The sequence below is a fragment of the Polyangium sp. 6x1 genome, from assembly GCF_029946515.1.
Lineage (GTDB): Bacteria > Myxococcota_A > Polyangia > Polyangiales > Polyangiaceae > Polyangium.
This window is the reverse complement of sequence record NZ_JARZHH010000002.1, coordinates 480,416-506,761: the sequence shown is the minus strand read 5'-3', so window position 1 is coordinate 506,761 and position 26,346 is coordinate 480,416. Positions and strand designations below refer to the sequence as shown.

Below are 26,346 nucleotides of genomic sequence, written 5' to 3'. Positions count from 1 at the left end.
CGCGGGCGCCACGGGGCGCATGGGGCAAAGCATCGTGCGCCTCGCGGCCCAGGAGGGATTCTCGATTGTCGGGGCCATTGCGTCGCCGCAATCACGCCACCTCGGCCGCGACGTCGGTGAGGTGGCCGGCGCGGGCACCCTCGGCGTGGCGATCGGCGACGACGTTTCGTCGGGGCTCCTCGGCGCGGACGTCGTGATCGACTTTTCGCGCCCCGAGGCGCTCTCCCGCGTGCTCACGGTGGCGCGGCGGCAGAATGTCGCCGTCGTGAGCGGAACGACGCGGCTCGACGCGGACACCGAAAAGAAGCTCGACGAGGCGGCGCGGTCGGTCCCGGTGCTCTGGGCCCCGAACACGAGCATGGGCGTGCAGGTGCTCGCCGAGATCGTGGCGGAAGCGGTGCGCCGGCTCGGCCCTGGATTCGACGTGGAGATTGTCGAGACGCACCACAAGGCGAAGGTGGATTCGCCGAGCGGGACGGCGACGCGGCTCGCGGACGCGGTGCGCGACGCCCGAAAAGGATTGCGGACCGTGACCGGGCGCGAGGGCAACGTGGGGCCGCGCGCGGAGGATGAAATCGGCGTCTTCGCGGTGCGCGGCGGCGACGTGATCGGCGATCACACGGTGCACATCCTCGGCCCGGGCGAGCGGCTCGAGCTCACGCACCGGGCGACGAACCGGGACCTGTTTGCCCGGGGGGCCTTGCGCGCGGCGCGGTATCTCTTCGGAAAACCGGCGGGGCGGTATTCGATGGCGGACGTGCTCGGCTGATCATTCCCTCGCGGAGGCGGCGCCCGGCGCGCGGAGCATCCGCATCACGAACACCGTCAGGTCATCGAGCTGGGTCGCGCGGGACAGGCCCTCCGGCGGCGCGAGCAGCATCGCGAGATACGCGCCGCGCAGCATGTTCGCCAGGAGGAAGAAGGCCGAAGGCAGATCGTCGAGCGCGATCTCCTCGCGCCGATGGCTCCCGCCCGTGGCGGCAATGGCGACGAGCCGCGCCGGAAACTCCTTCGCGATCGGCAGACGGCCCAGGAACGGCACGCCCGTCAGCAGCACGGCCACGAGGGCCCGGCGTGATTCGAGCTCCGCGAACATCGCCTCGAGCCAGATCCGCATCGCCACTTCGAGCGGAAGATCATGCAGGCCGGCCATGCTCGCCTCCAGCGCCGCGAGCACCCGGCGCGCTTCGCGTTCGACGAGGACGGCGACCAGCGTCTCGCGGTCGGGGAAATACTCGTAGAGCGTCCCGATGCTCGCGCCGGCGCGCGCCGCGACCCCGTTCGTCGTCAGCTCCTCGTAGCCGCGGTCTTCGAGAATCCGAGCGGTCGCGTCGAGCAGCGCATCGAAGGTGGCCCGCGACCGCCCCTGCCGGGGCCACTTTCGCGGCCTTGGATCAAAGACTTTTTGGGACATGTCGAGCGCGCCGCGGATGCGTGGCGAGAAATCCGAGCGGATCCGAATGATCGCTCGGATCATGATCCCGAGCAACCACGAGCTCGAGGAGACTCTGCATGAAGACCGCCCTCGCGGGCGCCCGCGCCGTCCCGACCCGATTTCAGGACCCTCGCGTGAAAGAAAGCATGCGCTTCGCGCTCTTCCGCAGGGCGTTCCGGCTCCCGCCGCCGAGCGAGGAGCACATCGCGCGCTTCCGAGACCCCCTGCTCGACGGCGATCCGCTTGCGGACGACGTGGTTCGGCTCTTCGCAGAGCTCCCGCGCGGCGAGGGTCATCAGCTGCTCGCGCGCGCCATCGATCATGGCATCGACAGCATTCCCGAGGCGCCCGCGCCGCTCGTCGCCCTCTTCGCCGAGCTCGACGCTCGGCCGGATTGGGTCGACGACGCCAAGCTCGAGCTCGCGGCGCGCACGGCGGATCGCGTGGGGATGAGCGGGGAGCGGGTGCTGAGCTGTGTTTGCCTGACCGGCGGCTATCGCTCGTCGGCCGCGAACAAGCCGATTGCGCTCACGGGCGCCCTGGAGTCGATGGCGTACCGTCGGCTCGCCGAGACCTCGAAATTCGTCTTCGACCTCTACGACGCGCGGACGCTGGCGCGCGACTCGGCCGGGTTTCGCGGCGCGGTCATGGTCCGCCTCATGCACGCCATGGTCCGCGTGCGGCTCGCGGACGATCCGCGCTGGCGCATGGAGGATTGGGGCCTGCCGGTGAACCAGGCCGACCTACTCGCCACGAACCTCCTCTTCTCGACGGTCTTCGTCATTGGCCTCCGCGCATTGGGGCACATCGTCACGCGACGCGAGGCCGACGCGCTCGTGCACTTCTGGCGTTACGTCGGGTATCTGATGGGAATCCGCCTCGACATCCTCCCGCACGATTTCGAGGAGGCGTGCAGGCTCGTGTATCTGTCGGGCGCCACGCAACCGCCGGGGGACGAGGACAGCCGAAAGCTCGCCGCGGCTCTGCTCGCCGTGCCGGTGACGCCGGATCTGCCGCGCCCGCTCGTCTACATCGACGCGCAATGGCGCGCGGGATTCTCGCGCCTCGTCCTCGGCAACGCGTGGGGGGACGAGCTCGGATTGCCGAACAACCCGTGGAAATGGCTGGTCCTCGGGAGCGCGGCCTGGAACCTCGCGACCGAGGCCCTGAGGCTCGTCCCTGGAGGCGAAGCGCTCCTCGTGCGCATCCGCCGAGCGCGGGTCCGGCGCAACGTCGAACGCGCGCTCGAAGGCAAGCCCCCCGCATACCGACCTTACCCGCCTCGAAGCGAGGCGTAGGCGGCCGACGCCTGGTTTGGCGCGACATCATCGGACATTGTTCGTCCCTCACGAGAGGAAGACGCCTTGACGCCGAGGGGGAATTTCCTATTCTCCCGGCGCGCTGAAGGAGCCGCCCCTCGCCTGCGTTCGTTCTTCGAGAATGGGCGCCGAAGCTCGCGTTCGGCGAGCAGCGCGAGGGAGCAAAGACGCGCAAGGAGTCTCTCATGAACGGTGTTCGAATGGTCGCCGCCTGCCTCACGACCTTTTTCCTCGCTGGCTGCGGAGCCGACGGCGCGCACGAGCAAACGCAGGAGGAGGACCTCGCCCAGTTCGAGTCCATGCGCGAAGAGCTCGAAGGAAAACGCACGGTCTTCATCGAGACGCCGGCACAGGACTTCCTCGCCACGGGGAGCACGCTCTACTGGGTCGAGGTCGGGAGCGGAAACCCGCTCCTCCGCAGCTTCGACGACAGCAAGAAGCAGCGCACCGATTACACCTTCAAGGTCTACCTCACGGGCGTCTCGAACCCGAATCCGGTGGACAACATCAATTTCGCCGCGTCGAGCACCATGGTCGCATCGATGAACCAGCTCGACGGCGCGAACACCTACGCCGCCGGTTCGCCCGAGACGCCGCGCGACAAGTTCGTCCTGCCCGCCCCGCCCTTCGGCCAGAAATGGTGGGCCTATTCGGTGACGGGCGACGATCTCTACGTCACGGTGATCGACGCCGCCGGCAAGTTCGTGCTTCAAAAGTGGGCGCCCGGTCAGGCGAGCCCGACGGACGTGGCCGTGCTCGACGACCTCATCGCGCCGAACGTGATGGGCGAATTCACCAATTTCTCCGTCGACGGCACGACGCTCATGTTCGCCGAAGGTGGCCGCCTCTGGCTCGCGGAGCTCACCGATGCGAAGGCGAAATGGGTGCAAAACGACGTGCGCGTCGGCGGCGCCGACTTCTATCCCGGCGGGGCCGTCTACTCGCAGGAGCGCGAGTTCTTCCGCTACGACAAGGCCACGGACACCCGCGAGAACATCACGGACAAGATCAAGGCCGCCTACTCGATGAACAAGACGTTCACCGAGGCGCATCACCCGGGCCACGACATGACGTGGTGCAAGTACAAGAACAAGATCGTCTACGAGGGCAACTTCGGGATCTTCGCCTACGACCTCGATAACGAGACCGTGACGCCGCTCTTGCTCGACGCGCGCGACAACAGCGTCGTCTACAAGTACCCGGTGGCGGTCGGCACCGGGACGCTCTTCGTCAAGGGGCTGGAGAGCGAGAGCGGAGCGACCGGCGCGGACGGCCCGATGTTCTCGCTCGCGGCCGCGAATCTGCTCTGAGCGGCCGAGGACGGCGGCTGCGCCTCGTCATGTCTTTGCGACCAGCGTTCGCACAAATGCATCATGACACCCGGGGCCATGGGTGATTTGGTAACGTAAAATGATCGCGCCCGCCGGCTTCGCCCAGGCCCTCGCCGCCGCCTTTCGTCAGGATGATCCGAGCGCCCTCGGCGCGCTCCTCGACGACCTCCCCGCAGACAGCCCGCCGCTCGTGCCGATGGCCGTTTTGGCGAAGGCCCACAGGTCGCTCGATTTGCTCCTTTCACGGGGCTTTTCGGCCAACGAGACCCGCGTCGATCGTTTGGCGGGGCTCCACCTCGTGAACGACGCAAAGATGGTCCGGACGCTCGTGGCCGCGGGCGGCGACGTGAACCTCGCGTCGGCGGGCGGCACGCCGCTCCACCTCGCCGCGGCGAACGCAACGCCGCCCGTCATCAAGGCGCTGCTCGACGCCGGGGCCGACCCGAGCGCCACCCGCGATGACTCCGTCACGTGCGTCACCCCGCTCGAGGTCGCTTGCGAGCTCGGCCGCACGGCAGCCGTGAAGGCGCTGCTCGCCCGGCCGCCCGGGCACGCCACCTGCTTCTTCTTGACGGCCGCATTCGTCACGCGAAAAGGAAAAAAAGAACTCGCCGTTCTCGACCTCCTGCTCGCTGCATTCGGCGCCGACATGGAGCCGCCCGCCGGCTACGATTTTCTGCTGCACATCGCCTCGAAGGCGGGATGCCTCGACGGGGTCGAGCGCTTGATCGAGCGTGGCGCGGCCATCGATCGCCCGGATCGCGAGGGGCGGACGGCCGCCTTCCTCGCGATGGCTGGACTCTTCCCGCGGCCCGAGCACGTCGAGGTCTTCCGACGGCTCGCGGCCGCCGGAGCGAACCTCGACCAGCGCTCGGGCAACGTCACGCCCCGCGACCTCGCCCAGCGGCACGGCGTCGCGCTGCCGTGAGGTGGGCGTGACGCGCATACGTGGCTCAAACCCCATTCTGCGCGCCACGCTTGCTCCCGACCCTCCTCCCCGCGCTCCCCTGCATGCCGCGGCCTGCACGAAGGCCTCGCGGGCGCTTCCTCCGCATGCGGGGAACGACACGAACGCTCCTTGGCGCACGTCCCTGGATGCGGGGACGTGCCCCGAACCCGTCCGAGCACCTTCCCCGCACGCCGCGGCCCGCACGAAGCGCCTTCGGTGTACGTCCCTGCACGCCGCGGAGGCTTTCGAACGCCCTCTGCGCCGTCCTCGACGTGCGGAGCCTTGCACCGAAGAAGCGCGCCAGCGTACTCTGCACGAATGGACAACCCGCGTGAGGACACACCCACCGACCAGTACCGCACGCGCGGTGCCTTTACCCTCTCCGGCGTCCGCGCGGACGCCGAGACCCAAGGGATGGAGGCCGGCTTCGCGGCGGTCCATGTCGAGCTCAAGGCGAAGGCTCGCGAGCAGGAGGACATGGAAGAGAAGGTGCAGGAACACGAGGCCGTGATCTCCGGCTGCGATCGTGTCGTCGACCGGATCGTCCGCTCCTTCGATCTGCGCCTCTTCGACCTCTGCGACAAGAATCGGGACGCCCCGCGTTATCGACGTTATTTCCCCGAAGGCCTGCGCTCCGTGACGGAGGCCGATGCCCGCGAGGTCGAGCCCAAGATGGTTCGCGACATCCTCAAGGCCCTCGACGAGGACAAGGACAAGCCCGGCATGAAGCCGCTGCACGAGGAATACTTCGCCCGACTCCTCGGCGCCGTGGAGGCCGTCGAAGTCGCGGACGCCGCGTGTACGAAGGTGGAGGAGCAGCTCGCTTTCCTGAAGGAAAAGACGATCCCGGACGTGAAGCGCCGCTGGGTCGAGGAGCGGATCAAGCTGCACGCGGACCTGACGAAAAAATTTCCGAATGACGCGGCGCGGGTGGAGTCGTATTTCCGTCGGTTCGCGAAGCCGAGGAAGAAAAAGGGCGCTCCGGTCGAGGGTTGATATCCGTGGCGAGGAGCCGCGGGGAGCGTTTCGGAAGGTGATCGTCATGAAACAACTGGGTTGCTCGGTTTTGGTCCTCTGCCTCGTCGCCTGCGCTCCGGATTGGAATGGCACCTACGTCGGAGAGCTCTCGCAGAGTGGCGATTGCTCCGATGGTTCGTCCGTCCCGGAGACGGAGGAGGACGTGACGCTGACTTTGCGCGACGACGGCGATACCGTGACGTGGGAAGCTGCATGTGGCGCGACCGTCGTCGCCGAGGTGGACGGTGACGTCGCGAGGGTGCGTCAAACGACCTGCCCGGCCGAGACGGTCAACGGCACGACCCGAAGCTCCACGATCAACGACGGTACCCTCACGCTGAACGACACGTCGCTGCGCATGGAGCTCGATCTGACCGTGACGGTCTCGGGCGCCGTGACGGGGACGTGCGAAATCACAGCGCAGGGAAGACTCGCGCGGCTGGAGGAGTAGCCGCCTCGCGCCAGGGACGTACGCCCCACGCACGCGCGCGACGCCCACCCTCCTGGGGCCGCGCCATGCCGATCCGCCCGTCACACTCTCCCTGCCCCAAGCCGCCCGTTTGCGCTACCTTGCGCGCCCCATGTCCCAGACCCGCGACCTCCTGCTCGAAATCGGCTGCGAGGAGCTGCCCGCTTCGTTCGTCGACGCCGCGCTCCGCGCGCTCCCCGATCTCCTGAAGAAACGCCTCTCGGATCTGCGCCTCGCGCACGGCGCGATCCGCGCGCTCGGTACGCCGCGCAGGCTCGCCCTGCTCGTCTCCGGCATCGCCGAGCGCCAGCCCGATCTCGAAGAAGAGGTCACGGGTCCGCCCGTCAAAGCCGCGTTCAAGGACGGCGTGCCCACGAAGGCGGCCGAGGCGTTCGCGTCGAAGATCGGCGGCTCCGTGGCCGATCTCCGCCGCGTCGAGACGCCAAAAGGCGAGTACCTCGTCGGCACGCGGCGCGAAGCCGGCAAGCTCGCCGCCGCGCTCCTGCCCGAGGCCCTCGCGCAGATCGCGACTTCGATCCCCTTCCGCAAATCGATGCGCTGGGGCGCGGGCGATTTCTCGTTCGGAAGGCCGATCCACTGGCTCATCGCGCTCTTCGGCGAGGACGTGCTCGACGTCGAGGTCGCGGGCGCGAAGAGCGGCCGCGTCACCTACGGCCACCGCTTCCTCGCGCCCGGCGCGATCACGATCCGCTCCGCGGCGATGTACGTGGGCGCGCTCCGCGACGCGCACGTCCTCGTCGACCCCGAGGAGCGCGCGCGTGTGATGCGCGAGCGGCTCCTCCAGGCGGCCGCGTCCGCGGGCGGCACGCTCATCGAGGACGACTTCCTCATCGAGGAGAACCTCTCGCTCGTCGAGGAGCCGCACGTGATCGTGGGCGGCTTCGGCGACGAGTTCCTCGAGCTGCCCGAGCGCGTGATCCTCGCCGTCGCCAAAGGCCACCAGCGCTACTTCGGCATGCGCGGGCAAGGCGGCAAGCTCCTGCCGAAATACCTCTCGGTCGTGAACACCGCCGAGAACCCCGCGAACATCCGGCGCGGCAACGACAACGTCATGCGCGCGCGGCTCTCGGACGGGCGCTTCTTCTATCGCGAGGACGTCAAGGTCCCCCTCACCGAGCGGCGCACGAAGCTCGCCGGCATCGTCTTCCAGAAGCGGCTCGGCACGATGCTCGGCAAGGCCGAGCGCGTCGAGCGGCTCGCGCGCGAGCTCGGCCTCCTGCTCCAGCTCCCCGAGCCCACGATCATGGCCGCGGCGAGCGGCGCGCACATCGCGAAGTGTGACCTCGTCTCGCTCATGGTCGGCGAGTTCCCCGAGCTCGAAGGCGAGATGGGGCGCTCGTACGCGCTCGCGCAAGGCACGAGCCCCGAGGTCGCCGACGTGATCCGCGAGCATTACCAGCCGAAGGGCGCGCAGGACGCGACGCCGCCGTCGGACGCGGGCGCGCTCGTGTCGATCGCCGATCGGCTCGACACCATCGTCGGCTGCTTCGCCATCGGCCTCACGCCGACGGGCGCGGCCGATCCGTACGGCCTCAGGCGCGCGTGCCTCGGCATCCTGCGCACCGTGCTCGATCGTGGGTTCGACCTGCGCCTCTCGGACGCGTTCCGCGCGGCGTACGACGGCTACGGCGGCGTCTCGCTCGACCTCGGGCCGGGCGAGCTCGGGGACAAACTCGGCGACTTCTTCACCGAGCGCCTGCGCGGCCTGCTCGAAGCGAAGCTGCCGAGCGACGCGGTCGCGGCCGCGCTGCCCGTCGCCTCCGATCGTCCGCTCGACGCGCGGGCGCGGGCGACGGCGCTCGCGGGCCTCGACGCGGACACGCGCGCCCGCGTGGGCGAGGTCTTCAAGCGCGCCACGAACATCGCGAGCGGCGCGCCGGCCGGCGAGCCGACCCCGCCGCGGGCCGAGGATCACGCGAGCGAAAAGGCAGTCCACGACAGCTACCTCGCGCTCGCGGCCAGGCTCGTCGATCTGCGCCGCGCGGGCGACTATGCGGGCGCGCTGCGCGAGGTCGCGAGCTTCGCGCCGCTGCTCCACCGCTACTTCCTCGACGTGTACGTCATGACGGACGACATCCCCGTCCGCGAGAATCGCCTGCGCCTCATGCGGGCCATCAGCGAGACGTGCGCGACCCTCGCGCGGCTGGAGCTGCTCGGCGAGCGGAAAGAAGCCTGACGGAAGCCCGTCCTTTCCTCTGCTAAGGTCCCGGGGAGGCGACACCTCATCGCATGAACCCCGACCTCGTCCGACTCGGATTCACCCCCCATTTCGCCAGCCATTTCGCCGCGCACGCGGCCGAGCCTGCGGCCACGCGTCTGCCTGCCCGCGTCGTCACCGAGCACCGGGGCGCCTATCGCGTGCACGACGGGACGAGCGAGCGCTGGGCCGTCATCGCGGGCCGACTCCGCCACGAAGCCGAGAGCCCGCTCGACCTGCCTGCCGTCGGCGACTGGGTCGTCCTCGACGACACGCCAGACACCGAAGGACGCGCGGTCATCCAGGCGATCCTCCCGCGCCGCACCACCTTCGTTCGCCGCGCGGCGGGCCTCGACAAGAAGCCGCAGGTCGTCGCGGCGAACGTCGATTGGGCCTTCCTCGTGAGCTCGCTCAACCGCGACTTCAGCCCACGCAGGCTCGAACGTTACCTCGCGCTCGCCCGCGAGAGCGGCGCCGAGCCCGTCATCCTCCTCAGCAAAGCCGACCTCGCCGATCCCGGTCCTGCGATCGAGGCAGTCGCGACGATTGCGCGCGGCGTGCCCATTCATGCGTCGAGCTCCCAGACGGGCGAGGGCATCGACATCGTGCGCGGCTACCTGCGCGACAACACGACCGGCGTCCTGCTCGGCTCCTCCGGGGTCGGCAAATCCACGCTGATCAATCGCCTGCTCGGCGAGGACCGCCTCGCCACCTCGCCGGTCCGCGACGACGACGACAAGGGCCGCCACACCACGGTGCGGCGCGAGCTCGTGGTGCTCCCGATGGGCGGCATCGTGATCGACACGCCGGGCATGCGCGAGATCGGCCTTTGGGACACGGCGACGGGGCTCGACGAGACCTTCGACGACGTCGCGGAGCTCGCGGCGAGCTGTCGCTTCTCCGATTGCCGCCACGAAAAAGAGCCTGGATGCGCCGTGCAGAAGGCCGTCGCCGAGGGCGCGCTCTCGGCCGAACGGCTCACGAGCTACAAGAATCTTCAAAAAGAGGGCGATCGGATCGAAATCGCCAGCGACCCGCGGGCGCGCTCGGAGGAGATTCGCAAGAATCGCGTCCAGGCGCGCGCATTGCGAGCGCACCTCCAGAAAAAGCGCGGCTGAGCTTCATTCGCTGCCCCTTGCGCTCGCCCCGCGATCGGGGCGACCATACCGGCCATGCACGTTGCCTTCGTGGTGCACATGGTGAAGGGCGCAGGCGCCGACACGCTCCTCTCGGACGAGACCAAGCGCGAGACGCAGGCCGTCGTGATGTCGCTCGAGGACGCCGGCAAGATGGGCTTCTCCACGTCCGGGATCACGACGAAGCCCGGCCAGGAGGTGAACATCGTCATCGTCGCCAAACGCGACGCGCCCTGGGTCCGCCGTCAGGTCGAGGCCCACGAGCAGGTCGCGGGCTTCCACGAGGTCGACGTCAACCTCACCTGAAGCGCGTCACGCGAGGAACGACGAGACGAGCTCGGTGACGCGCGCCGCGCCCTCGATGTGCGGCGTGTGCCCGAGCCCCGGCAACATCACGAGCCGCGCGTGGGGCATCGCGGCCGCGGCGCCGATCGCGATCGGCGCGGGCAGCACCGCATCACGCTCGCCCCAGACGAGAAGCGTCTCGGCGTCGATTCGTTTGAGGTCCGACGAACGATCGTACGCGGGACCGACGAGCGGCAAGAGCGCGTCGAACGCACGCACCGGCGGCGCCTTGCCGCCGAGCACCGAGAAGAGCTCGACTTCGAGGCGCGCGAGGCGCTCGCTCCACGCGTCTCCTTGCGCCGCGCGCGGTGACTTCAGGGCGCCGAGCGTCCGCGCGATCCGCTCCGGCCCCAGCCGAAACAGCGCGCGCGCCCCGAAGCTCACCCAGGGACCGAGCCCCATCGAGGCGACGAGCGCGAGCTTCGGCGGCCGCACGTGACCCCCGAGCGCGAGCTCCAGCGCGACGAGCCCGCCGAGCGAATGCCCGACGATCGAAGCCTCCGCGAGGCCGAGCTCGCGCACGAGCGCGGCAACGGGCTCGACGAAAAAACGTACGGCCGCGTCGCGATCGTCCCCGCGGAACGGCGGTGACGACGAGTGACCGAACCCGGGCAGATCCACGGCGATCACGCGATGCGAGCGCGCGACCTCCGCGAGCACCGGCGCCCAGATCGTCCCCGCGTACCCGCGGCCGTGCAGGAAGAGCACCGGCGCGCCCTGCCCGCCTTCCAGCGTCCGCAGCGTCACCGGCGGCAGCGCCCTTCGCTTGACCTCAAACGAATCGCCGAGCGCCGCGAGGATCGCCGATTCGACCGGGCCCGGCCGCGACACCACCGCGTGGATGTCCATCACCGCTCGCTCTTCCGGGCGAGCACGCGCGTGTAGAGCTCGCGCCGCGGCCGGCCCGACACGAGCGCGAGCTCGTCGGCGATGTCCTTCGGCCGCCGCCCGCGCGCGAGGTGCTCGTCGATGAGCCGATCGAGCTCCTCCTCTCCGACGAGCGGGCCCTTCGGCGCTTCGCCCGGCCCGATCACGATCGTCACCTCGCCGAGCGTCTCGCGCTCGGCCGCGATGCGCGCGAGCTCGGGCAAGGGGCCGCGCAGGATCTCCTCGTGCACCTTCGTCAGCTCGCGCGCGACTGCGCCCGACCGGTTCGGCAGCGTCGTCGCGAGATCGGCGAGCGTCTCGGCCGTGCGCTCCGGCGACTCGAACAGCACCACCGACTCGGGCGTCGCGCGCACGAGCTCGAGCGCGTCGCGCCGCTCGGGCCCTTTGCGCGGCAGAAAGCCGAGGAACCGGAACGCGCCCGTGCACAGGCCCGAGGCCGAGAGCGCGGCCATCACCGCGCTCGGCCCCGGGATCGGCACGACCCGCGCGCCGGCCTCGGCCGCCGCGCGCACGAGGTCCGTGCCTGGATCACTCACGACGGGCGTGCCCGCGTCGGTCACGAGCGCGACGTCTTCCCCCGCGAGCAGCCGATCGACCACGCGCGCGACGTCGTGCGCGGAGGCGTGCGCGTCGAGCCTGTCGATCGGCTTTCCCGTGATCCCGAGGTGCGTGAGCAGCCCGCGCGTCCTGCGCGTATCCTCGGCGGCGACGCGGGCCGCGCTCCGGAGCGTCTCCGCTGCGCGTGGCGACAGATCACCGAGGTGGCCGATCGGCGTCGCCACCACGTAGAGCACCCCTCGCTCGGGCGCGCGGTTCACGGCCTAGCTCGCGCCGCCGACGGCGTCGCCGAGCTCTTCGCGCAGGTACTCGCGCAGCTTCGAGGTCAGCCGCGCTTCGAGCTGCCGCACGCGCTCGCGCGAGATGCCGAACTCGTCGCCGAGCTCCTGGAGCGTGAGCGGATCCTCGGCGGCCATGCGTTTGTCGAAGATGATGACGTCCTTGCCCTTCAGCGTCTCGCGGAACTTCGCGAGACGCTCGCGCACCATCTCGTCCATCTCCTGCGACTCGAACGCCGCGTCCGGGCCGGTCGTGTACGAGGGCATGAGATCGATCCGCGACACGGAACGACCTTCGCTGTCGCCGACGGGCGCGTCGAGCGACGCCTCGCCGCTCGAGAGGCGCCGATCCATGTCGACGACCTCGCTCTCGTCGACGGACAGGCGCCGCGCGATCTCGCCTGCGGTCGGCTCGATGCCCATCGCCGAGAGCCGCGCCTTCTCCTTGTTCAGGTTGAAGAAGAGCTTGCGCTGGGCCTGCGTCGTCCCGAGCTTCACGAGCCGCCAGTTGTTCAGGATGAACCGGAGGATGTACGCGCGGATCCACCACGCCGCGTACGAGGAGAGCTTCACGCCGCGATACGGATCGTAGCGCTTCACGGCCTGCATCAGGCCGATGTTGCCCTCCTGGATGAGGTCCATGATGTTCTTGTAGGCGCGGCGATACTCGTACGCGAGCTTCACGACGAGCCGGAGGTTCGCCGTCACGAGGCGCGCGGCCGTCTTCACGTCCTGCGTCTCGGCGTAGTGCCGCGTGAGCTTCTGCTCCTCCTCGGGCGTCAGCAGCGGATGGCGCTGCACCTCGCGCAGGTAGGCCTGCAGCGGATCGGTGCGCGAGAGCGCGGCGTCGCTGTTCTTCTGCGAACCCTTGCGCTCCGCGAGCGGCAACTTGTCGAACGAACCCGCGTCCGCGTCTTCGTCGACGACCTCGAAGTCGGCCTCGACGACCTCGGCGTCCGTGCCCTCGGCCTCGGCCGCGTGATCCTCGTCTTCCCCCGCGCCATCGGCGGCCTCGGCCGGCTCGACGCTCGTCGCGGGCCGATCGGCTTTCGCGGCGGCGGATGCGTCGCCCCGCTTGCCTCGCTTGGTCGCCCCGCCCGCCGAGGCGTTCGTCGTCTTTTTACCCGGCTCGGTCTTCTTGGTGGCCACCCGGTACCTCTTGCAGGCATTTTCTTAGTACACGTGGGCGGCTGCGCGCCACCTGTGGTTCGCGGCCCCGCAGGAACGTGCTAGAGCCCCCCTTGCGTGAGCACTTCCGCGCCGCCTCCGCCCCCGTCCGCGCAGAAGCGCACGCTTCGGCCCTGGTACCTCGTCGCGGCGATGATCCTCGCATGGCTCATCGGCGTGCAGGGCCTCTCCGACGCGTTCGCGACGCTCGTGTATCTGCGCGACGGCAACCTGCCCGATGTCGCGAGCTTGACGTCGTCCCTGAAGGACGCCGCCGAGCCGATCGAGACGCTCATGACCCTGCAGGAGGCCGCGCGTCTGCGCACGCTCGGCGAGGCGAGTCACCTCGCCTTCCCGCTCTACGCCGGTCGTTTCCTGCTCTCCGTGTTGCTCGTCATCGCGAGCGGCATGGCCATGAGCGGCAGGCCCGGGGCGCGCTCGCTCGCCATCCAGGCGCTGCTCGCGAACGCGGCGCTCGCGACCGCGACGTTCTGGCTGCTCCGTGACGCGCGGTACGCCTGGGTCGACTCGATCGCGCGCGTCGCCGACGTCCTGCCGACGCTGCCCGAGACCGCGCCCGCAGATCAGCGCGACGCGTGGCCGCTCCTGCTCGACCGCCGCCTCTGGCTCTGGCTGCCGCGGGCGCGGCTGATCCTGTTCGACGTGGGGGCGCTCGTGCTCGCGACGATCACGCTCACGAGCCCGCGCACGAAGGCGTTTTTCGAAGCGGTCGCGGCCGCCCAAGAGCAGACCGAGGACTCGTGACGCAGCCGCCCGGGCGTGTCCACGTCCTTCCGGACGACCTCGCCAACCAGATCGCAGCCGGCGAGGTCGTCGAGCGCCCCGCGAGCGTCGTGAAGGAGCTCGTCGAGAACGCGCTCGACGCCCGCGCGCGCAGGATCCGCGTCGACATCGAGGGCGGCGGCGTCACGCTCGTGCGCGTCACCGACGACGGCAGCGGCATGGATCGCAAGGACGCGACGCTCGCCGTCCTCCGCCACGCCACGAGCAAGATCGGATCGATCGACGACCTGCGCCGCATCCAGAGCTTCGGCTTTCGCGGCGAGGCCTTGCCCTCGATCGCCAGCGTCAGCCGCTTCTCGCTGCGCACGCGCACGCACGAGGACGACGAGGGCACGCTCGTCCGCATCGAGGGCGGCAGCCCCGCCGACGTCGGCCCGTGCGGCGTCGCGACGGGCACGAGCATCGAGGTGCGCGACCTCTTCTTCAACGTCCCGGCGCGGCGCAAGTTCCTGCGCGCCGTCAGCACGGAGAGCGCGCACGTCACGGAGGTCGTCGAGGCCGCGGCGCTCTGCCGGCCCGACGTCACGCTCGTGCTCGCGCGGGACGGTCGTGTCGCGCGCGAGTGGCTGCGCACGCAGAGCCGCGAGGAGCGCGCGCGCGACGTCTTCGACGACGAGCCGCTCGCGGCGTGCCGGGGCGAGCGAGGCCCGCTCGCGGTGGAGGCCTTCCTCTCGCGGCCCGAGCGAGCGCGCGCGGGCGCGACGCGGCTTTTGTTTTTCGTGAACGGCCGCCCCGTGAAGGACCGCACGCTCGCGCGCATGGTCGCCAATGCGTACGGCAGCGTGCTCGAACCGGGCCGTTATCCGGTCGGCGTCGTTCACGTCGACCTGCCGCCCGAGCTCGTCGACGTGAACGTGCACCCGCAGAAGGCCGAGGTTCGCTTCGCCGACGGCCGCGCGATCCAGGACGCGCTCTACAAGATCATCGCGGCGCCGCTCGCCCGCGCGTTTGGTTTGCCCGCGCCCGGCGCCTCGCCGTGGGCGCATTACCACAAGAATCGCGCCGACGAGCCGCGCCTCCCGGCCGAGCCCGCCGCGCCCCCGCCGCCGCCGACGGCGTTCTTGCCCGGACTCTTCGGCAAGGGCCCCGCCGTCGCCCCCGCCGATTCGTCCGGCCCCGCGCCCTTTGGCCAGCGAAAGCAAAAGCCGATCGACGAGGTTACGCCACCCCTCACGACCTGGAGTGGCTCGGGCGAGCTGCCTCCGCCGGAACATGGGAATGGTCATTCTGGACAAACCATTCCTTCCGCGCCGGAGCCGGAGCCCGACCCGTGGGGGCTCGCCGCGGATGCGCCTCTGCCGGTTCCGACGCCTGCGCCGCCGCCGACCGCCGCTCCCCCGCGCCCGATGCCGTATCCGACGGCCGACGAGCGCGCGCAGACGGCCGATCGACCGGGCGCGTTCGGCTCGCTCTCGTTCGTCGCGCAGGTCCGGCGCACGTTCCTCGTCTGCGAGGGCCAGGACGGCCTCTTCGTCCTCGACCAGCACGCGGCGGCCGAACGCGTCACCTTCGAGCGCCTGCGCCGCTCCTACGAGACCCGCGCCGTGGCCTCGCAGCGGCTCTTGATCCCCGAAATGGTCACGGTCACGGCCGAGGAAGCCGCGATCATCGAGGAAGCGCAGGACGCGATCGGCCGCACGGGCCTCGAAGTCTCCCTGCGCGGCGTGCGCGACGCGGCCATCACGGCCGTCCCGCAGATCCTCTCCGCGCGCGCGACGCCCGCCGTCCTTTTGCGCGACCTCCTCTCGGAGCTCTCGCGTGTCGGCGAGCGCGCGTTCTCGGGCGCGATCGACCTCGCCCTCGCCACGATGGCCTGCCACGGCTCGATCCGGGCGGGCGACGCCGTCTCCAAGGAAGAAGCCGAGGCGCTCTTCCGCGCGCTCGACGAGGTCGATTTCGCCGGCCATTGCCCGCACGGCCGCCCCGTCGTCATGCGCATCCGATGGGCGGAGCTCGAACAGAAGGTCGGGCGGCGGTGAACACCCGGACGAAGATCCAAGCGCTTTCGCGCATTTAGCGCCCGCTCGTTTTTTTTCTGTTGTCCCCGGCCGCCCTCCGTCGCCCATGGAGGGGAGGGCAACCGATGACACACGTGATCGCTGCGGGTCGGGTCAGCGGGTGGGGGGCGGCCGTCGAGGCGCCTCGGAAGCTCGGCCCGGACGAACGCGCCCAGGAGGCGCTCTCGTGCGGGGATCGCCGCGGCGCGCTCGTCCTCCTCATGCAGGAGTACGGCGCCGCCATCCACCGTTATTGCCACAAGGTGCTCCGCAGCCGCCCCCTCGCGGATGACGTGCACCAGCTCGTCTTCATCCAGGCCTTCGAGGACCTCGACTCGTTCTCGGGCTCGAACGGGTTCCGCCCGTGGCTTTATGCCATCGCGAACCACCGGTGCCTCGACGCGTTGAAGGCGAACCGCAGGTGGTTCTCTCGTTTCGTCTTCGGCGAGGAGCCGCCGGAGGAAATGGACGCGGCGCCGTCGGCCGAGACGCAGGTGGCCGCGCGCGACCTGCCCGAGGCGCTCGAAGCTTGCCTCGGCAAGCTGAAGCCGCACGTGCGCATCGCGGTCGTGCTCCGCCATCAGGAGGGTTTTTCGTACGAGGAGATGTCCCGCATCTGCCACGAGAGGCCCGCCACGCTCCAGGCGCGCGTCGCCCGCGCCATGCCCTTGCTCCGTCAATGCCTCGAAAACAAAGGGGTCGATCCGCGATGAATGCCATGGCTTCCTGCGACCGCTTCGAGCGTGATGGAATCCTCCAGATCGAGCGGGGACAGACCCTCGATCCGCATTTCGACGATTGCGCCTCCTGCACGACCGCGCGGCGCAAATACGAGCGCATCCTCGCGGCGCTGCCGCATGCCGAGCCCGAGGTGCAGCCCCCGATCGGCTGGCAGGCGCGCGTGCTCCGCGCGAGCGACGCGAGCAAGGCCCCTGCGCGGCCCAAAGCGCCCGCGTCGCGCCCCCTCGCGCCGGAGATCGCCTTTTCCTTTGGCGTCGCGGCGCTCGTCATCGCGGGCAGCCTCGGCGTGGGCAACCGCGACGTGACCGTGGAGGTCACGGGCGAGCCCGTCGTCGAGGCCAAGGTCATGGTCCTCGAAGCCGAACCGGACCCGCTTTTCGCGACGCCCGAGCCCCGCGCGCTCGCCGTGCCGACGGGGGACGGAAACGAGAATGCGGAGCGCCCGCCGGCGCCGAGGCCCGTGGCGCCCGCGCCTCCGAAGGCGACGCCGCCGCAAGACGAGCCTGTCCCTCCGCCGGCGCCCGAGGTGCGCGCCGAGCCCGATACGCGCAGCGAGGCGAAAGCGCCCGCGCCGGAGACCAAGGCGAACGTCGAGGAGCCGCAGAAGCCGAGCCGCACGCCTACGTACGTCCCGAAGATCGTTCGTCCTGCCAAGCTCTACGGTTTCCATTTGAAATACCCGCGAATGGCCATGCGGGCGGGTGTCCAGGGCGAGGTCAGCGTGCAGTGCACGATCCGCGCGGACGGGAGGAACACGAACTGCAGGATCCTGCGGGGCCTGCCTTTCCTGGACGAGGCGATCCTCCAGGCGTTGAGCGCGAGCCGGTCCGATCCGATCACGGTCGACGGCAGGCCCGTCGACAACAGCGATCACATCTGGCTCATCTCGATCGTCATCCGAGACCCGCCCGATCCAGGGACCAACGCCCGCGGCATGCCCATCGTGCGCTTCAAGACCGGTATTTGACGCCCCACGCGCGCTCGATGCGCGATACGATGGGCGCCATGTCCCGGCGCCTCCTCCTCGCCCTCGCCACGATTCCCCTCGCCGCCTGCGCAGGCGGCTCGGCCGAGCCCATGAAGACGCCGGAGGCCGGCGCGGGCAAGGACAGCACGGAAGGCGCGCCGGCCGCTGCCAAGGTCGCCGCGAATAGCCCGCTGGCGGGCAAGGACGAGCGGTTCGGCACGGTCCGCGCGTTCGCGGGCGACGATCCTGGAAAGACCGTGACCATTCCGGGAAAACGCGCCTGGACCGTGGGCGCCGGCGAATCGTGGACGATCGGCCTCTACGAATTCGTGCGCGCCGACGGCACGAGGAACGTCTTCAAGGGCCCCGCGGGCGAGCCTGATTTCGCGATTCCCGGGGCCTATACCCTCCCCGCCGCGCCGGCGCGCGGCCTCGCGAAAGGCGCCCTCGTGATCGTGCCCGTAGAGGAGTCGACCACGTGTGGTCGTGTCCTCGGCGCCTCCGACAGCGAGATCAAGGTCGCGCTCCTCGTCGACACGAAGAGGACCGAAAAAGCATTGCAGCCCGACCAGGTGTTGCCCCTCGACGGCAAGCTCGGCTTCGCCGCGCCCGTCGCCTACAAGCAGCAGCCCGATGCCAGGAGCTTCACGCTCGGCACGCTCGTCTACACCGACGGCACGACGGCCTGGCTCCAGGGCGCGACACGGGTGCCCGCTGCGCAGGTCAAACCGCTCGACGTCGCGCGCCCGTACAAGGCCGGCGACAAGGTCTTCGCGGTCCCCGCGGAGTCGGACGTCTTCGTGCCCGCCACGGTGACGAAGATCCTCGACGACGGCCTGCAATACGAGGTCAAGACGCAGGACGGCGCGACGAAGCTCGCCGACGTCTGCGCCGTGACCCCGTCGCTTTGACGCCGCGCTAGCGCCGGTTTGGCACAACAAACCCTTGCGCGTCGACCGAGACGGCGCGCGCCTTCAAGAGGTGCCCCACGGCCCGCTTGAAGGCCTTCTTGCTGAGCTGGAACATCGACCGGATCTGATCCGGGCTCGACCGGTCGCCGACGCGCGGCGCGCCCGGCCGCACGATCACCGCGAGTACGCGCGCCGCGTCGTTCTCGATTTCTTCGTGCGCGTGCCCGCGGAGCGAGAGTTCGACCTTGCCGTCGGGCAGGATGTTCGCGACGCGAAAGCGCGCCGCCTCCCCGCGCGAGAGCCCGTGCGGCTCGTACGCCGGGACGAGCCCGACGACCCGCCGCTCCAGAATGACGAACAATCCGATGTCGGGATCGTTCCGCCACGCCTCCCCCTCGATCCATTTGTCGAGATCGTAATCACCCTGGTCGCGCAAGAGCTCGCTCACGCGCATCGTCCCGGCGAGCCGCCCCCGATCGTCGAGGAACAGCCCAACCGGATGCCGCTCGCCCACGTGCACGTCGCGCGTCTGCTCGCCGTACGGGACGAGCAGCTCCTTCGGCAGGCCCCAATCGAAGAACGCGCCGTACCGATTGACGTCCGTCACCTTCAGGAAGGCGACCTCGTCGAGCGTGACCTTCGGGGTGCGTAATGTCGCGACGGGCCGGTCTTCCGAATCGAGGTAGACGAACACGTCGAGCTCGTCCCCTTCCTTCGTGCCCTCGGGCACCTCGCCCCGCGGCAAGAGCAAGACCGGCGCATTCGGCCGCAGATCCCTCGAATCGACGGCGAGAAACGCGCCCGGCGACGCGAGGCGCCGCACGGGCAAATTCACGAATCGGCCGAGGAGATCGTCGTAGGGCATGTGGTTTGTCGCGAACGGCCTTTACTTGGCCGGCTTCGCCTCCTTCGGGAGCGGCGCCACGGTGCCGAGGTCCCATTCCTCTTGGAACGGCTTCTCGTTGTCCTTGAAGGTCAGCACATACCCGAGGCCACCGTCGAACACCTGTTTGACCGTGCACGCCCCGAAGCGCACGACGTCCTCGGTGAGGCACGGCGCGCCCACCGTGAGGGGCTTCGAGACGTCGATGGGCGTCAGGTTCGCGGTCTTGACCTTGTGCACGCGCCGCCCCTCGCGCGCCCCGTAGCCATTGCCGAACTGCGTCTCGACCGTGACCCAGGCGTCCTCGCCGCTCACCGTGAAGACCTGCCCGGCGTACGACGTCTCGGCGTCCGGGCCACCGTCCGCGAAGCGCACCATCACATGACTCCCCATGCCGATCGGCGTCTCGAACGCGAGCACCTCGTCGAGCGGGAGTTTTTCCTTGCGCAGCTTCTTCATGAACCGGAGCGCGCACGTCGCCGTTTTCGCGTCCACGGCCTCGATGCGCCCGACCCAGTGGCTTTGGCCGAAATTGCAAATCGCGAACGCGCCCTTCTTGAGCCCCTTCGGCGGAGCCGCGGGCCGCGCGAGCGCCGCCGGCACCGCGTACTTGTTCCCCCGCTCCTCGTAGACGACCTCGTTCGCGTCGGCCTTCGCGACGGTGACGAGCTTGATCCGGACCGCGCCGAACGAATCCTTCGTCTCCCCGAGGCGGCCCAGGTTGGGCGCGACGACCCACGCCTTCGGCGTCGTGATGACCGCGCCCGTCTTCGGCCCATCCCAGAGCGCCCAGCGGCGAATGCCGTCGGGGCCATCCACGTCGTGGACGAGCCCCTTCGGCTTCTCGGGCTCGGCCGCGGGCTTGGCCTCGGGCTTGGCTTCGGGCGCCGCGCTCGGGGTCGCCGTCGGAGCGGCCGAGGGCGCGTCGCTCGGCGTGGGGGAGGTGGCCTTCGCCGGGTCGGCCGGGGGCGGGTTTTCCGCGGCGGGGCCGCCGCAAGCGGCGACCGCGAGGGCGAAGGACGCGACAATCGTGGGAGAAACGAGCTTGGCGTAGGACATGTCGCCCGCGGACCCTAGTCGAGAGGGGCGCACATCGCAATGGCCCCCGAGGGGTCGTCCTCGCCTACTCCTTCGGCCAAACCACCCCACGCGCTCGCAGGTCCGCCACCGTATCGGCGAGCGTCTCGATCGCGTCGCGCGGCGAGAAACCGAGCTCCCGCGTGGCCTTCTTCGCGTCGAGGTACCAGTAATGCTGGCTCATCTCCGCGCTCACCCGGTCGATCGGGCTCTCGGTGTTCATCCGCTTGGCGATGCGCTCCATGATCTCGGCGCCCGCCTGCGCCAAAAGCAGGCTCTTCGGCGCCTTCACGCTCGGGCCCTTCACGCCCGTCACGCGCTCGAGCATCCCGAAGAACGCCTCGAACGTCAGGTTTTTCGCGCCAAGCAAGTATTTTTCGCCCGCCCGGCCCTTCTCCATCGCCGCCGCCATCGCCGCCGCGGCGTCGCGCGCGTCCACGAACGAAAGGCCGCCGCTCGGGATCATCGGCACGCGCTTCTCCATGAACTTCACGACGTCGCCGGTCGACGAGCCGAGCACGTCCCCGGGGCCGAGCAGGAGCGAGGGATTGACCGACACGACCTCGAACCCGGGCGCGTTCCGATCGAGCGCCGCCTTCTCGGCATAGAGCTTCGACCGGTAATACGGCCAGCGCGCGATCACGTCCTGCGGCGCGAGGGCCGTCTCGTCGATCACCTTGGCCTCGCGGCTCACGGCGATCGTGCCGCTCGTGCTCGAAAGGACGACGCGCCGCACGCCCACGGCCCGCGCCGCGTCGAGCGTGATCTTCGTCCCCTCGACGTGCACCCGGAAGAGCGCCTCCGCGTCCTCCGGCCGCCGCGAGACCCGGCCCGCGCAATGAAAGAGCCCCTCGCAGCCCTCGGCCGCGCGCTTGACGCTCTCGGCGTCGAGCACGTCGCCGCGGGCGACCGAAAAGCCCTCTTTTCCGGCGAAGCCCGTGGGCTCCTTCCGGCAAAGCGCCACCACCTGGTGACCGCCCGAGAGCAGCACCGAGACGAGGTGACGTCCGAGAAACCCCGTGGCACCCGTGACGAGATAGCGGCTCATGCGAGATCGAATACCTTCTGGAAGGTCAAGAGCAGGGAGATGTCGTTCGATTTCACGGCGCCCGACATGAACTCCATCGGGCTCGGCGTGTAGGCCTCACGCACGATCTTGAGGAAGATCTCGGGCGACGTCTTCAGCACGCAATCGGCCGCGGCGCCCTCGGGCTTGCCCATCTTCGCCTCGCACCGGTTCGGCTCGATGCGCAGCGTCCACTTCGCCTCGTTTTCGTTGCCGAGCGTGAAGTAATACGTGACGGGCGCATTCACGCGGCCCGGGACGAACTTCGTCTCGAGGTCGCGGAACAGGACGACGAGCGGGTGCTCCTGCTTCGGCGTCGCCTCCTCGATCCGGTCGATCTGCCGGATGTCGAGCACCTTGCCCTCCTTGAGGAGGACCACCGCCTGCCGCGTCAATTCCGCGACCTTGCGGCACGCCACGGTCGTCTTCATCCCGGCCGTCAGGCGCTTGAGCTCGCGCACTTCGAGCGGCGGGCCGACCCGCGCCACGAGATCGCGCTTCTTCGGGAAATTCGCGCCCTTCGGCAGCGCCTCGTAGGTTCCGCCCAGCCAAACCGGCAGGATGTCCACCTCGTGATGCAACGCGAGGTGGCCGATCGCCGCGCCAAACTCGTGAATCTGGCCGTCGGTGCTGCGCGTGCCCTCCGGGAAGATCAGGATCGTGTTGCCCTGATCGAGCAGGTCACCCGCCTGGCGGAGCGCCTGCCGGAGGCCGCCCTTGCGATCGAAGGGCGCGAGGTTCGTCAGGTTCTCGAACCACGCGCGGCGCCATTTCCCCGACTCGAAGAAGTAGTCCTGCGCCGCGAGCGAGACGAGCTCGTCGCCGTACGCGCCGAGGGCGTACTTGACGAACCCCATGTCGAGGTGGCTCGCGTGGTTCGAGGCGACGATCGTGTTCCGGTTGTGCGGGATGTAGGCCCTTCCGTAGACCTTCGGGTGCATCACCCGGTCGTAGAAGTTCGCCTGGGCCTTGCCGAGCAGCTGCTTGGCCGCGTCGGCGAGCGGCTTCGGGAGCTTGATCGGCTCCTCCTCGCCCTCGTCGACCTTCGCGAGCTCGACCTCGTGCGCCGCCTCGCCGCCGAGCTCGACGACGAGCGCCTCCACGTCGCCCACCGTGTCGCAACGCGAGAGCCGGTCGGTGTCGATCGCCCGGCCCGTCTGCGCTTCGAGCGCCGCCGCGAGCTCCATCGCCATGAGCGAGTCGAACCGGAGATCCCCCCGGAGGCTCATCCCCGGCGTGAGATCCGCCGACTTCTTGTTCGCGATCGTGGCGATCGCGTGGCGCGCCGACGCGCTCGTCGCCTGCCCACCGCCCTCGCCCGCGGGCATGGCCGACGCGCTCGCGAGCTTCGCGAGCACGCTCTTCACCTCGCTGCGCTTGACCTTGCGCGTCGCGGTGCGCGGCAGGTCGTGATCCCAGAGGTGCACGACCGACGGCTGCGCGACCTTCGGCAGCTTCTGGAACGCCTCGCGCAGCGCCTTCATCGCCTTCTCGTGACGCTCGGCGCGGGAAGGACGCTTCTCGCCTTCCGCAGGCTCGCCCTCGTCCCGCTCGGGCACGGCGAGGCACGCGACGCGCTCGCCGCCCTGCCCGTCGTCGATGCCCACGATCGCGATCTCGCGGACGTGCGGCGTGCCGCCGAGGATGTCCTCGACGTCGTCCGGATACACGTTCTCGCCGCTCGCCGTGACGATGACGTCCTTCTTGCGGCCGACGATGACGAGGCGGCCCTTCTTGTCGAGCTTGCCGAGATCGCCCGTGTGCAGCCAGCCGGCCTCGTCGATCGCGGCGCTCGTCGCCTCCTCGTTGCCCGCGTAGCCGAGCATCACGTTCGGCCCGCGCGCGAGCACCTCGCCGACGCCGCCCGCGTCGGGTTTGTCGATCTTGATCTCGACGTTCGGGATCGGCTTTCCGACCGTGCCCGGCTTCAGGCTCGGCGAGGCCTTGGCCACGGTGAGCACGGGCGCCGCCTCGGTCAAACCGTAGCCCTCGCTGAGGGGCAAACCGAGGCCGCGGAAGACGTTCGCCGTGTCCTTGGGCAGCGCCGCGCCGCCCGAGATCAGGAAGCGCACGTTGCCGCCGAGCGCCTTGTGCACCGTGCCGAAGAAGAGGCGGCCGAGGTTCAAGCCAGCCTTTTCACCGAGCAAACGGTTGAGCTCGAGGGCCCAGTCGAAGGCCGCCGCGGCCGCGGGCCCCTGCTCCTTCACGCGCGAGGTCACGCGGCGCTCGAGCATCTGCCAGAGCGCGGGCACGCCGACCATCGCCGTGATGCGACCCTCCTTGAGGCCCTTCGAGACACGCTCGCCGCTGAGCTCGCCGATGTAGATGATGCGCGTGCCGCGCGAGATCGGAAGGAGCAGGCCGCACGTGAACTCGAACGTGTGGTGCAGCGGCAAGACGCTCAGGATGCGGTCGTGCTGCGCGAGCGGGAAGATCGGCGCGAGCGCGGCGAGCAGCGCCGTGAAGTTGTCGTGCGAGAGCATGACGCCCTTCGGATCGCCCGTCGTGCCGCTCGTGTAGATGATGCTCGCGATGTGCTCGCCCTTGATCGTGACCTCGGGCGCGGACAGTTGTTCGTGCGCGTCGGGGTCGGCGAAGCTCGGGAGGTCGTAGACCCGAAGCTCGGGGTTCGAGGCGCGCGCGCCCTTGCCGCCCTTCTCCTCGACGAACCGATCCCAGAGCGCGACGCGCGCCCCCGACGAGCGGAGGATGTTCGCGAGCTGGCGCTCCTCCAGCGCGGGATCGACGGGCACCGCGACCGCGCCGGCCCGCAGGATGCCGAAGTACGCGACGGGCCACGCGGGCTGGTTCTCGCCCGCGAGCAGCACGCGATCGCCGGGCCGAACCCCGACCGCCGCGAGGCGCGCGGCCGTGGCGAGCATGCCGTCCCGCAGCTCGCGGAACGTGGTGCGCGTGAGGCCCTCGTCCGTGAGGAGCTGCAGCGCGACGGCGTGGTCGTGCCGCTCGGCCATCTCCTCGATGAGGTCGATGAGCTGGTCGTACTTGCGCAGGGCCTTGAGCTGTTTGTTCTGCTTCTCGTCGATGAGCGGGAAGACCCACTTTTCGAGGCCCGGGATGTGGATCTCCCACATGAACCAGCGCCAATCGAGCTTCTCGGGCTCCCAGTAGAACTTCGCGCGCTCGTCCTCGGGCATGCGCGCCATCGCCGCGCGCGTGTTCGCGCAGGAGAACACCCAGTCCGCCTCCGCGACGAACGGGAGGAAGATGTCCATCACGCCGGCCATCTTCTCCTCGGCTTTCGCCGCGGTGAGAAGCATGTCCGACGCAGGCTTGAGCAGCGGCCGCACTGGTCCGCCCGCGAGCTTGCCGAGCACGCCGCCGAGCGTGTTCATCGCCTTCGCGATCTGGTGCGAGCCGCGCTGCTCGTATTGCTTCTTCGTGAGGCCGACGGGCTCGAAGTACGCCTTGACCCAGTCGAAGAGCGCGCTGCGCTTGCCCTCGTACGCGAGCTTGCGCTTGTAGAGGCCCATGAGCTCGTAGTACCGCGTCATGCGGCAGCCGTTCGTGTCCGTCGTGCCGTACTGGTACACGGCCGGCGCCTTGCCCTCGAGCAGCTCGCAGAGCGAGGCGATCATGCCGCTCGTGACCATGTCGCAGGGGATGATGTCGAGGTGGACCCGGTGATCGCCGGGCATCTGCACCTGGCCCTGCATGGCCATGTAGATGAACGGCGCGCTCGTGTTGATGCCCTCGTTCCAGCCGGGGAACGGATAGACGCACGAGGACTCGATGACGGCCGGACGTACGATCGTGTACGGCACGCCGCTCGCCGCGAGGACCTGCTCGCCGATGCTCTTCGTGTACGTGTAGATGTTCGTCCAGCCCCAGAAATGCGCGCGCTCGGTGCCGGCCTCGGTGAGCTGGTTCTCGATGAAGCGGCGCTTGACCTTGGCGAGCTCCGCGTCGAGCGCCGTGCCGCGGCCAGGCTCGCCGCGCGCCTGGAGGTTCTCCTTGGCCTCGTCGAGGAACGCGCTCTGCCGGAACGCGTCCTCGCAGCGGTGGCGCGCCTGCTTGACGAGATCGAGGCACTCGTCGATCTCGCGCTGCGGATCCCAGTGCGAGCGATCGAGCGTGCGCTCGGCGATGCCCGCGCCGAACCAGGTCTCGCCCTCGGCGCGCGGGAACGGCACCTCGCGCGGGTCGACCTCCTCGATGAGGCCGGAGCGGTAGCCGGCGACGTAACACGTGCTCGTGTGCAGGATGGGCGCCTGGAGGCGGCGGGCGAGCGAGACGAGGTTCGTCACGCCGAACGCGTTGACCTCGAGCGCCTCGTCGAGCGGCGGGTTGAAGTCGACGACGCCCGCGACGTTGACGACGGCGTCGATCGTGCCGTCGATGCGCGCGAGCAGGTCCTTGTCGAGGCCACACTCGTGGTGGACGATGTCGCCCGCGATCGCCGTGATCTTCTGGGCGATCCAGGCCTCGAACTCGGCGCCCGGGTGCGCTTCGCGGATCGGGTCGAACGAGGCGGACGTGGCGATCTGCGACCAGAACCGCTCCTCGGCGGACTGGCCCGCCTTGGGCCGGACGAGCAGGTAGAGATGGCCGATCTCGGGGAACCGATGCAGGAGCATCGAGACCCAGACCTTGCCGAGAAAGCCCGTCCCGCCGACGACCACCAGCCGCTTGCCGGAGAGGACGCGCGAAGGGAGCAGCGGGGTAATTGTAGCGGCTCCGTTCATCGCTTGGGGGCTACGCCCGGCCGCGCCGGGCTGCGCCCCCAAACCCCCGTTCATCTCCGTCTCGCTCATGGAATTCGCCTCGTATCC

22 protein-coding genes are annotated in these 26,346 nt (G+C 69.7%); 14 read left to right on the top strand and 8 right to left on the bottom strand.

Going from position 1 to position 26,346, the window contains the following annotated elements:
• Positions 1 to 19 precede the first annotated feature (19 nt).
• A complete protein-coding gene (gene dapB, locus QHF85_RS04940) occupies positions 20 to 769 on the top strand; it encodes a 4-hydroxy-tetrahydrodipicolinate reductase (protein WP_348652717.1) in 750 nt (249 codons plus the stop codon).
• Here dapB and QHF85_RS04935 read toward each other — a convergent pair whose 3' ends face one another.
• Complete coding sequence (locus QHF85_RS04935) at positions 770 to 1,477, bottom strand: TetR/AcrR family transcriptional regulator (RefSeq protein ID WP_281325877.1); 708 nt, start codon at positions 1,475 to 1,477, stop codon at positions 770 to 772.
• 35 nt (positions 1,478 to 1,512) lie between these two features.
• Here QHF85_RS04935 and QHF85_RS04930 point away from each other — a divergent pair, with 35 nt between their 5' ends.
• From QHF85_RS04930 to QHF85_RS04895, 8 genes are all read left to right on the top strand, one after another.
• Positions 1,513 to 2,733, top strand: a complete 1,221-nt coding sequence (locus QHF85_RS04930) for an oxygenase MpaB family protein (RefSeq protein WP_281325876.1) — start codon at positions 1,513 to 1,515, stop codon at positions 2,731 to 2,733.
• 206 nt (positions 2,734 to 2,939) lie between these two features.
• A complete protein-coding gene (locus tag QHF85_RS04925; protein WP_281325875.1) occupies positions 2,940 to 4,064 on the top strand; it encodes a hypothetical protein in 1,125 nt (374 codons plus the stop codon).
• A 100-nt stretch (positions 4,065 to 4,164) separates the two neighbouring features.
• Complete coding sequence (locus QHF85_RS04920) at positions 4,165 to 5,013, top strand: ankyrin repeat domain-containing protein (RefSeq protein ID WP_281325874.1); 849 nt, start codon at positions 4,165 to 4,167, stop codon at positions 5,011 to 5,013.
• A 339-nt stretch (positions 5,014 to 5,352) separates the two neighbouring features.
• The gene (locus tag QHF85_RS04915) at positions 5,353 to 6,030 is read left to right on the top strand and encodes a hypothetical protein (protein ID WP_281325873.1); all 678 of its coding nucleotides are present in this window, start codon (positions 5,353 to 5,355) and stop codon (positions 6,028 to 6,030) included.
• Positions 6,031 to 6,076: 46 nt separating this feature from the next.
• Positions 6,077 to 6,502 (top strand): hypothetical protein, encoded by a 426-nt coding sequence (locus QHF85_RS04910; RefSeq protein WP_281325872.1) that lies wholly within the window; start codon positions 6,077 to 6,079, stop codon positions 6,500 to 6,502.
• Positions 6,503 to 6,632: 130 nt separating this feature from the next.
• Positions 6,633 to 8,717, top strand: a complete 2,085-nt coding sequence (gene glyS / locus QHF85_RS04905; RefSeq protein WP_281325871.1) for a glycine--tRNA ligase subunit beta — start codon at positions 6,633 to 6,635, stop codon at positions 8,715 to 8,717.
• A 53-nt stretch (positions 8,718 to 8,770) separates the two neighbouring features.
• On the top strand, positions 8,771 to 9,856 hold the full coding sequence (gene rsgA, locus QHF85_RS04900) for a ribosome small subunit-dependent GTPase A (protein WP_281325870.1): 1,086 nt from the start codon (positions 8,771 to 8,773) through the stop codon (positions 9,854 to 9,856).
• Between the two features lie 54 nt (positions 9,857 to 9,910).
• Entirely contained in the window at positions 9,911 to 10,180 is a 270-nt protein-coding gene (locus tag QHF85_RS04895) for a hypothetical protein (protein ID WP_281325869.1), read from the top strand.
• 6 nt (positions 10,181 to 10,186) lie between these two features.
• Here the strand turns inward: QHF85_RS04895 and QHF85_RS04890 are convergent, their stop codons facing one another.
• Genes QHF85_RS04890 through QHF85_RS04880 form a run of 3 tightly spaced genes read right to left on the bottom strand, consistent with a single transcriptional unit; the run spans position 10,187 to position 13,092 of the window.
• Positions 10,187 to 11,068: an alpha/beta fold hydrolase gene (locus QHF85_RS04890; RefSeq protein ID WP_281325868.1), complete on the bottom strand. Its 882-nt coding sequence runs from the start codon at positions 11,066 to 11,068 to the stop codon at positions 10,187 to 10,189.
• Positions 11,068 to 11,925: a 16S rRNA (cytidine(1402)-2'-O)-methyltransferase gene (rsmI, locus tag QHF85_RS04885; RefSeq protein ID WP_281325867.1), complete on the bottom strand. Its 858-nt coding sequence runs from the start codon at positions 11,923 to 11,925 to the stop codon at positions 11,068 to 11,070. Before rsmI ends, QHF85_RS04890 begins: the two co-directional genes overlap by 1 nt.
• Positions 11,926 to 11,928: 3 nt before the next feature.
• Entirely contained in the window at positions 11,929 to 13,092 is a 1,164-nt protein-coding gene (locus tag QHF85_RS04880; RefSeq protein WP_281325866.1) for an RNA polymerase factor sigma-32, read from the bottom strand.
• A gap of 96 nt (positions 13,093 to 13,188) precedes the next feature.
• Between QHF85_RS04880 and QHF85_RS04875 the strand changes: the two genes are divergently transcribed.
• The 5 genes from QHF85_RS04875 to QHF85_RS04855 all read left to right on the top strand — a co-directional run bounded on the left by QHF85_RS04875 (position 13,189) and on the right by QHF85_RS04855 (position 18,530).
• Positions 13,189 to 13,875 (top strand): hypothetical protein, encoded by a 687-nt coding sequence (locus QHF85_RS04875; RefSeq protein ID WP_281325865.1) that lies wholly within the window; start codon positions 13,189 to 13,191, stop codon positions 13,873 to 13,875.
• Positions 13,872 to 15,893, top strand: a complete 2,022-nt coding sequence (gene mutL / locus QHF85_RS04870) for a DNA mismatch repair endonuclease MutL (RefSeq protein WP_281325864.1) — start codon at positions 13,872 to 13,874, stop codon at positions 15,891 to 15,893. Before QHF85_RS04875 ends, mutL begins: the two co-directional genes overlap by 4 nt.
• A gap of 104 nt (positions 15,894 to 15,997) precedes the next feature.
• Positions 15,998 to 16,624: an RNA polymerase sigma factor gene (locus tag QHF85_RS04865; RefSeq protein WP_281325863.1), complete on the top strand. Its 627-nt coding sequence runs from the start codon at positions 15,998 to 16,000 to the stop codon at positions 16,622 to 16,624.
• A gap of 5 nt (positions 16,625 to 16,629) precedes the next feature.
• Positions 16,630 to 17,619, top strand: coding sequence for an energy transducer TonB (locus tag QHF85_RS04860; RefSeq protein WP_281325862.1), 990 nt, complete (start codon positions 16,630 to 16,632; stop codon positions 17,617 to 17,619).
• A 38-nt stretch (positions 17,620 to 17,657) separates the two neighbouring features.
• Complete coding sequence (locus tag QHF85_RS04855; RefSeq protein WP_281325861.1) at positions 17,658 to 18,530, top strand: hypothetical protein; 873 nt, start codon at positions 17,658 to 17,660, stop codon at positions 18,528 to 18,530.
• Between the two features lie 7 nt (positions 18,531 to 18,537).
• Here the strand turns inward: QHF85_RS04855 and QHF85_RS04850 are convergent, their stop codons facing one another.
• The 4 genes from QHF85_RS04850 to QHF85_RS04835 all read right to left on the bottom strand — a co-directional run bounded on the left by QHF85_RS04850 (position 18,538) and on the right by QHF85_RS04835 (position 26,328).
• Positions 18,538 to 19,395: a S1-like domain-containing RNA-binding protein gene (locus QHF85_RS04850; RefSeq protein WP_281325860.1), complete on the bottom strand. Its 858-nt coding sequence runs from the start codon at positions 19,393 to 19,395 to the stop codon at positions 18,538 to 18,540.
• A gap of 21 nt (positions 19,396 to 19,416) precedes the next feature.
• Positions 19,417 to 20,472, bottom strand: coding sequence for a hypothetical protein (locus QHF85_RS04845; RefSeq protein ID WP_281325859.1), 1,056 nt, complete (start codon positions 20,470 to 20,472; stop codon positions 19,417 to 19,419).
• 64 nt (positions 20,473 to 20,536) lie between these two features.
• The gene (locus QHF85_RS04840) at positions 20,537 to 21,538 is read right to left on the bottom strand and encodes an NAD-dependent epimerase/dehydratase family protein (protein WP_281325858.1); all 1,002 of its coding nucleotides are present in this window, start codon (positions 21,536 to 21,538) and stop codon (positions 20,537 to 20,539) included.
• Entirely contained in the window at positions 21,535 to 26,328 is a 4,794-nt protein-coding gene (locus QHF85_RS04835; protein ID WP_281325857.1) for an AMP-binding protein, read from the bottom strand. Before QHF85_RS04835 ends, QHF85_RS04840 begins: the two co-directional genes overlap by 4 nt.
• Positions 26,329 to 26,346 lie beyond the last annotated feature (18 nt).

Bases quoted from the DNA above. Each gene is read 5' to 3' on its own strand.
- rsgA (WP_281325870.1), top strand. From the start codon at position 8,771: ATGAACCCCGACCTCGTCCGACTCGGATTCACCCCCCATTTCGCCAGC.
- QHF85_RS04910 (WP_281325872.1), top strand. From the start codon at position 6,077: ATGAAACAACTGGGTTGCTCGGTTTTGGTCCTCTGCCTCGTCGCCTGC.
- QHF85_RS04850 (WP_281325860.1), bottom strand. From the start codon at position 19,395: ATGCCCTACGACGATCTCCTCGGCCGATTCGTGAATTTGCCCGTGCGG.
- QHF85_RS04920 (WP_281325874.1), top strand. From the start codon at position 4,165: ATGATCGCGCCCGCCGGCTTCGCCCAGGCCCTCGCCGCCGCCTTTCGT.
- QHF85_RS04935 (WP_281325877.1), bottom strand. From the start codon at position 1,477: ATGATCCGAGCGATCATTCGGATCCGCTCGGATTTCTCGCCACGCATC.
- QHF85_RS04925 (WP_281325875.1), top strand. From the start codon at position 2,940: ATGAACGGTGTTCGAATGGTCGCCGCCTGCCTCACGACCTTTTTCCTC.
- QHF85_RS04865 (WP_281325863.1), top strand. From the start codon at position 15,998: ATGACACACGTGATCGCTGCGGGTCGGGTCAGCGGGTGGGGGGCGGCC.
- dapB (WP_348652717.1), top strand. From the start codon at position 20: ATGGGGCAAAGCATCGTGCGCCTCGCGGCCCAGGAGGGATTCTCGATT.
- QHF85_RS04895 (WP_281325869.1), top strand. From the start codon at position 9,911: ATGCACGTTGCCTTCGTGGTGCACATGGTGAAGGGCGCAGGCGCCGAC.
- glyS (WP_281325871.1), top strand. From the start codon at position 6,633: ATGTCCCAGACCCGCGACCTCCTGCTCGAAATCGGCTGCGAGGAGCTG.
- QHF85_RS04915 (WP_281325873.1), top strand. From the start codon at position 5,353: ATGGACAACCCGCGTGAGGACACACCCACCGACCAGTACCGCACGCGC.
- QHF85_RS04835 (WP_281325857.1), bottom strand. From the start codon at position 26,328: ATGAGCGAGACGGAGATGAACGGGGGTTTGGGGGCGCAGCCCGGCGCG.
- QHF85_RS04845 (WP_281325859.1), bottom strand. From the start codon at position 20,472: ATGTCCTACGCCAAGCTCGTTTCTCCCACGATTGTCGCGTCCTTCGCC.
- QHF85_RS04860 (WP_281325862.1), top strand. From the start codon at position 16,630: ATGGCTTCCTGCGACCGCTTCGAGCGTGATGGAATCCTCCAGATCGAG.
- QHF85_RS04930 (WP_281325876.1), top strand. From the start codon at position 1,513: ATGAAGACCGCCCTCGCGGGCGCCCGCGCCGTCCCGACCCGATTTCAG.
- QHF85_RS04890 (WP_281325868.1), bottom strand. From the start codon at position 11,068: ATGGACATCCACGCGGTGGTGTCGCGGCCGGGCCCGGTCGAATCGGCG.
- QHF85_RS04840 (WP_281325858.1), bottom strand. From the start codon at position 21,538: ATGAGCCGCTATCTCGTCACGGGTGCCACGGGGTTTCTCGGACGTCAC.
- QHF85_RS04855 (WP_281325861.1), top strand. From the start codon at position 17,658: ATGTCCCGGCGCCTCCTCCTCGCCCTCGCCACGATTCCCCTCGCCGCC.